At 69.7% G+C, this 4,833-nt stretch carries 5 protein-coding genes; 4 read left to right on the forward strand and 1 reads right to left on the reverse strand.

What is annotated here, in order from left to right; genetic code table 11:
- Positions 1-968: aspartate-alanine antiporter-like transporter (locus tag AC27VN_RS32740; protein ID WP_490879263.1), on the reverse strand; the 968-nt coding region annotated here is incomplete at its 3' end.
- A 279-nt stretch (positions 969-1,247) separates the two neighbouring features.
- On the opposite strand from AC27VN_RS32740, the gene AC27VN_RS32745 reads away from it, so the two are divergent.
- The 4 genes from AC27VN_RS32745 to AC27VN_RS32760 all read left to right on the forward strand — a co-directional run.
- The gene (locus AC27VN_RS32745; RefSeq protein ID WP_203201689.1) at positions 1,248-2,249 is read left to right on the forward strand and encodes a sugar ABC transporter substrate-binding protein; all 1,002 of its coding nucleotides are present in this window, start codon (positions 1,248-1,250) and stop codon (positions 2,247-2,249) included.
- 26 nt (positions 2,250-2,275) lie between these two features.
- Positions 2,276-3,235, forward strand: coding sequence for an ABC transporter permease (locus AC27VN_RS32750; RefSeq protein WP_208508560.1), 960 nt, complete (start codon positions 2,276-2,278; stop codon positions 3,233-3,235).
- Positions 3,235-4,032: an ATP-binding cassette domain-containing protein gene (locus tag AC27VN_RS32755; protein ID WP_490879264.1), complete on the forward strand. Its 798-nt coding sequence runs from the start codon at positions 3,235-3,237 to the stop codon at positions 4,030-4,032. Before AC27VN_RS32750 ends, AC27VN_RS32755 begins: the two co-directional genes overlap by 1 nt.
- Positions 4,025-4,833 (forward strand): ROK family transcriptional regulator (locus AC27VN_RS32760; protein ID WP_490879265.1); only part of this gene is annotated, 809 nt, incomplete at its 3' end. The genes AC27VN_RS32755 and AC27VN_RS32760, both read left to right, overlap by 8 nt.

Consider the following 4,833-nt stretch of genomic DNA (forward strand, 5'->3'; position numbering starts at 1 on the left):
AGCGCCGCGGCCAGCTCGCGCAGCTCGCGGCCGAACCACTCGCGCCGGTTCAGCACCGCCTCGGTGGTCTCGACCACCGCGTCGAAGGCCGTGGTGTCGGCGAACTCGCGGCCCAGCAGCTCGGCCACGTTGACCAGCGCCGCGCGGCGGCCGATGGCCAGCACCCGGTCGTGGGCGCGCAGCCGCAGCGCGGGTTCCACCGCCAGGCTCTGGCCGGCGCGCAGCACGCGCTCGATGTGGGCCTGGCCGCCGAGGATCGCCGCCAGCTCGCCGATCGAACGGCCGCGTCCCGTCGTCACCTCGAACACGCGGCCGACCATCTCGGGCACCGCGCTCGCGGCGCCGGGATCGTCGCCGCCGCCGCCCATGGTCTTCCACAGCCGGTCGGCCTCGGCGCGCAGGTCCACGCGCAGCAGCAGCGGAAATATCTGGCTCGTGAAAACCACGATCGCGATCAGTCCGAACACGTAGGTGATGGAGTAGGCCGTGACCACGTTGGCCTGCAGCTGCTGCATGTCCGCCGCGGGCAGGCCGAGCTTGGAGATCGCGTCGGTGGCCGTGCCCACCACCGCCGATTCGGTGGCCGCGCCGGCCATCAGTCCGGCGGCCGTGCCCTGGTCGAGCGACAGCAGCACGGTGGCGCCCAGCACCAGCGCGAGCACCGCCACCACCTCGACCAGGCACAGCAGGCCCAGGCGCAGGCCCTTGGCGTCGAGGTTGGCGAAGAACTGCGGGCCGCCCGCATAGCCGAGCGCGAAGATGAAGAGCATGAAGAACACGTTCTTCACGCTGTCGTCGACCCGGATGCCGAGCTGGCCGACCACCAGCGCGGCGATCAGGGTGCCGCAGATGCCGCCGAGCTGGATCGGTCCGAAGCGGATGGCGCCGACGGCATGGCCGACGGCGAGCACGAGGAACAGCGCGATTTCGGGCTGGGTTCTCAGCAGTTCGACGACCTCGCCACTCACGCGTGCTTGACCTCCAGATGCTGAGTCATTCTGTCGGTAATGAGAGTAAATGCAAGTAACTGTTTCGTTTGACAGGCGTCCAAATCCTGGGCTGCGAGCCGAATCCTTGACGCTTCCTGTGCGGGTTTTCGATAACTAAATCATATTGATTTAGTCCTTCCCTTCGCCGATAGTCCGCTGGCGCCCGGCCCGGCGACGCCCTCCGCATGGCGACCCGGCCGGATTCCGAGAACCAACAGGGCGGTCCGATCCAGCCGCCTGCCCAAGGAGAGACAACCCATGCCCCGCATCCGCTGCATCCTGGCCCTGGCGGCCGCGTCCGTCGCCGCATCCACCGCCTTCGCCGCCGGCGAACCCGTGATCGGCCTTGTCACCAAGACCGAGACCAACCCCTTCTTCGTGAAGATGAAGGAAGGCGCGCAGGAAGAGGCGAAGAAGCTCGGCGCCAAGCTGCTGTCGGGCGCGGGCAAGGCCGACGGCGACAACGCGGGCCAGATCACGGCGATGGAGAACATGATCGCGGCCGGCGCCAAGACCATCCTGATCACGCCGAGCGACGCCAAGGCCATCGTGCCGGCGATCAAGAAGGCACGCGACAAGGGGATCATGGTGATCGCGCTCGACAGCCCGGCCGATCCGCCCGAGGCCACCGACGCGCTGTTCGCCACCAACAACTACACGGCCGGCGTGCTGATCGGCGAATACGCCAAGGCCGCGATGGCCGGCAAGACGCCGAAGATCGTCGCGCTCGACCTGCTGCCGGGCCACCCGGTGGGCGCGCAGCGCCACAACGGCTTCATGAAGGGCTTCGGGCTGGCCGCGAACGACGCCAAGTCGAACGAGCTGTCGAAGGCGCCCGAGATCGTCTGCATGGCCGACAGCTTCGGCGACCAGGCCAAGGCCCAGACCGTGATGGAGAACTGCCTGCAGAAGGCGCCCGACGTGAACCTGGTCTACACCATCAACGAGCCCGCCGCGGCCGGTGCCTACAACGCGCTCAAGCGCGCGGGCAAGGAGAAGGGCGTGCTGATCGTCTCGGTCGACGGCGGCTGCCAGGGCATCAAGGACACCAACGCCGGCATCATCGCCGCGACCTCGCAGCAGTACCCGCTGAAGATGGCCGCGATGGGCGTGGCCGCGGGCGTGGAGTTCGCGAAGACCGGCAAGAAGGCCTCGGGCTACGTCGACACCGGCGTGACCCTGATCGCGGGCAAGAGCGTGGCCGGCGTCGAGAGCAAGGACACCAAGACCGGCGCCGAGCTGTGCTGGGGCAAGAAGTAAGCAGTCCGCCCCAGGGAGGCACATCGATGGCGAAATCCGCAACGCACCACATCCCGTGGGGCGCCCTCGGGCCGTGGCTGGCCCTGCTGGGTGCCTGCATCTTCTTCGCGACCCAGTCCGACCGCTTTCTCACCGGCGGCAACCTCTCGCTGATCCTGCAGCAGGTGATGGTGGTCGGCGTGATCGCGATCGGCCAGACGCTGATCATTCTCACGGCCGGCATCGACCTGTCGTGCGGCATGGTGATGGCGCTGGGCGGCATCATCATGACCAAGTTCGCCACCGAGCTCGGCCTGCCGGTGCCGGTGGCCATCCTCTGCGGCATCGGCGTGACCACGCTGTTCGGCCTGCTCAACGGCCTGCTGGTCACGCGCATCAAGCTGCCGCCCTTCATCGTGACGCTGGGCACGCTGAACATCGCGTTCGCGATCACGCAGCTGTATTCGTCCTCGCAGACCATCACCGACCTGCCGGCCGGCCTCACGGGCCTGGGCACCACCTTCACCATCGGCAGCGCCGAGGTGGCGTGGGGCTCGGTGCTGATGGTGGCGCTCTACGGCCTCGCGTGGTTCGTGCTGCGCGAGACCGGCGCCGGCCGCCACATCTACGCGGTGGGCAACAACGCCGAGGCCACGCGGCTGGTCGGCATCCCGACGCAGCGCGTGCTGCTGGGCGTGTACGTGGCCGCGGGCGTGCTCTACGGCATCGCCTCGTTGCTCTCGGTGGCGCGCACCGGCGTGGGCGATCCCAACGCGGGCCAGACCGAGAACCTCGATGCCATCACGGCCGTGGTGCTGGGCGGCACCAGCCTGTTCGGCGGGCGCGGCATCGTGCTCGGCTCGCTGATCGGCGTGCTGATCGTGGGCGTGTTCCGCAACGGGCTCACGCTGATGGGCGTGTCGTCGATCTACCAGGTGCTGGTGACGGGCGTGCTCGTGATCCTCGCGGTGGCGGCCGACCAGCTCTCGCGCAAGGGGGCCCGCTGATGAACGCCGTGACGAACCCGAAGGTGGTGATGCAGGCCCGGGGCCTGGTGAAGCGCTACGGCCAGGTCACCGCGCTCGACGGCGTCGACTTCGAGCTGCGCGAGGGCGAGATCCTCGCGGTGATCGGCGACAACGGCGCGGGCAAGTCCTCGCTGATCAAGGCGCTGTCGGGCGCGATCGTGCCCGACGAGGGCCAGATCCTGCTCGACGGCCAGCCGGTGCAGTTCCGCAATCCGCTCGATGCGCGGCGGGCCGGCATCGAGACCGTCTACCAGGACCTGGCCGTCGCGCCCGCGATGACCATCTACGAGAACCTGTTCCTCGGCCGCGAGCTGCGCCGCCCCGGCTTTCTCGGCAACGTGCTGCGCATGCTCGACAAGAAGAAGATGCTGCTGGAGAGCGCGGCCCGCATGGCGGACCTCAAGGTCGGCATCCAGTCGATGACGCAGGCGGTCGAGACCCTCTCGGGCGGCCAGCGCCAGTGCGTGGCGGTGGCGCGCAGCGCGGCCTTCGCGCGCCACGTGGTCATCATGGACGAGCCCACCGCCGCGCTCGGCGTGAAGGAGGGCAACATGGTGCTCGAGCTGATCCGCCGCGTGCGCGACCGCGGCCTGCCCGTGGTGCTGATCAGCCACAACATGCCGCACGTGTTCGAGGTCGCCGACCGCATCCACGTCGCGCGCCTGGGCAAGCGCGCCGCCGTGCTCGATCCGAAGAAGATCAGCATGAGCGACACCGTGGCCGTGATGACCGGTGCCATGCCGCCGAGCGCCTTGCCCGCGGAGGCGCATGCCTGATGCCGCGCCCGCCGCGCGCATGCCCGACCTGCTGCGCCCGCGCGGCTCGAACCAGGTCGGCATGCGCCAGTTCAACGAGCGCACCGTGCTGCAGGCGCTGCGCGTGCACGGCAGCCTGCCCAAGGCCGACCTCGCGCGCCTCACCGGCCTGAGCGCGCAGACCATCGGGCTGATCACCGCGCGGCTCGAGGAGGACGGGCTGATCGTCAAGCAGAGCCGCGTGCGCGGCCGCATCGGCCAGCCCTCGGTGCCGCTCGCGCTCAACCCCGACGGCGCCTTCGCGATCGGCGTCAAGGTCGGCCGGCGCGGCGCCGAATGGCTGCTGATCGACTTCACGGCCCAGGTGCGCGAGCGCCACGCGATGGCCTACGACTTTCCCGATGCCGAAGCGCTGCTGCCCGCGATCGCGCAGCACACCCACCGGCTGCGCGATGGCCTCGGACCCTTGGCCGCGCGCACCGTCGGCGTGGGGCTCGCCGCGCCGTTCCTGCTCGGCGGCTGGCACCGCACGCTCGGGCTGTCGAAGGCGCAGTCCGACCTGTGGAACGGCATGGACCTGGGCGCCGAGGTGCGCCAGCGCACCGACCTGCCGGTGATCTTCGCGCGCGACACGGTCGCGGCCTGCGTGGCCGAGCTGGTGAGCGGGCGCGGCCACGACCTGAAGAGCTTTCTCTACGTGTTCGTCGACACCTTCGTCGGCGGTGGCCTGGTGCTCAACTCGCACCTGCACGGCGGCGCGCACGGCAATGCCGGCGCGCTCGCCTCGCTGCCGATGCAGCGCGTGCGCGGCGCCCAGCGTGA

The sequence above is a fragment of the Variovorax sp. 20P10.2.4 genome, assembly GCF_058244205.1.